The 1,539-nt window shown below is 64.6% G+C and carries 2 protein-coding genes; both read left to right on the top strand.

Features of this window, described 5'->3' with window-relative positions; all coding sequences use genetic code 11:
• Positions 1-241: hypothetical protein (locus tag MSIMFI_RS27200; protein ID WP_191500024.1), on the top strand; the 241-nt coding region annotated here is incomplete at its 5' end.
• 34 nt (positions 242-275) lie between these two features.
• On the top strand, positions 276-1,539 hold a 1,264-nt coding region (locus MSIMFI_RS27195; protein ID WP_191500023.1), incomplete at its 3' end, for a beta-ketoacyl synthase N-terminal-like domain-containing protein.

The raw sequence follows: 1,539 nt of genomic DNA, 5'->3' as shown, positions 1-1,539 counted from the left end.
CCACCTGCTCAGCCTGCTCTCCGGGGCCGCCACCCCGACGCCCGCGAGCGTCGACCATGTGAAACAGATCCAAGAATTGGTTGCATCGATTCCGGCCGAACGCTTAGCACAAGCCAACGTATTAGCTGTCTTGCAACGACTAATGGTGGATGACGCCGATACCGACACTCATCGGAAGAGGAAACCTGATATCGCGAACATGAGTCTGGACGACTTGGTCGCTACGGCGCTCGACGACTGACTCTAGTGGCGGATTAATTCAGGATAAGGACGCAATGGAAGTTTCATTAGAAAAAGTCACGCAGGCTTTTCGAAAGACTCTCATTGAAAATGAGAGTTTAAAGCAACTCTTGGCAGCGTCGCTTGAACCCATCGCGGTGGTGGGGATGGCGTGCCGGTTGCCCGGTGGGGTGGATTCACCGCAAGCGTTATGGGAGTTGGTGCACACCGGCACCGATGCGATCGGGGGGTTCCCCACCGATCGGGGCTGGGATTTGGCGGGGTTGTTTGACCCCGATCCGGATGCGGTGGGCAAGACCTACACCCGCTCAGGAGGGTTTTTGGCGGACGCAGCCGGGTTTGATGCCGAGTTCTTCGGCATCTCTGCGCGTGAAGCCACCGCCATGGACCCCCAACAACGCCTGCTACTCGAGGTGTGTTGGGAAGCACTGGAAACCGCGGGGATCGACCCCACCACCCTGGACGGCACCGACACCGGAGTATTCGCCGGAGCCTGGTCACAATCCGGCGGCGGCGGGCCAGACGGGGCCGAGGGATACGGGCTGACCGGGGCGGCCACCAGCGTGGCCTCGGGCCGGGTGGCCTATGTGTTGGGGCTACAAGGCCCGGCCATCACGATCGACACCGCGTGTTCGTCGTCGCTGGTGGCCACCCACCTGGCGTGTCAGTCGCTGCGCAACGGGGAGTCCAGTCTGGCCCTGGCCGGCGGGGTGACCGTGATAAGCAGTCCGGCACTCTTTATCGAGTTCGCTCGTCAACGTGGACTAGCCCCCGACGGACGCTGTAAAGCGTTCGCCGCCGCCGCCGACGGCACCGGCTGGGGTGAGGGTGCGGCGGTGGTGGTGTTGGAGCGACTCAGCGATGCCCAGCGCCTTCAGCATCCGGTGTTGGCGGTGATCGCGGGGTCGGCGATCAACCAAGATGGCGCCTCCAACGGACTGACCGCCCCCAACGGACCCGCCCAACAACGCGTCATCACCCAAGCCGCCGCCAACGCCGGCATCGCCCTGGATCAGGTGGATGTGGTGGAAGCCCACGGCACCGGCACCACGTTGGGCGATCCCATCGAGGCCGGGGCCCTGCTGGCCACCTACGGGGCTGGCCGCGATCCTGAGCATCCGTTGTGGTTGGGCTCGGTCAAATCCAACATCGGCCACACCCAGGCCGCGGCGGGGGCTGCCGGACTGATCAAAATGATCACCGCCCTCAACCATGCCGTGCTACCCCCCCCCCTCCACGCCGCCCAACCCCGCCCCCCCCTCGCCTCGTCCCCCGGTCCACTGCAACCGCGCACCCCAC

It is taken from the genome of Mycobacterium simulans, assembly GCF_900232995.1.
GTDB classification, from domain to species: domain Bacteria; phylum Actinomycetota; class Actinomycetes; order Mycobacteriales; family Mycobacteriaceae; genus Mycobacterium; species Mycobacterium simulans.
Note: the sequence above shows the minus strand (reverse complement) of the source record. Positions and strands in the feature narration are given on the sequence as shown.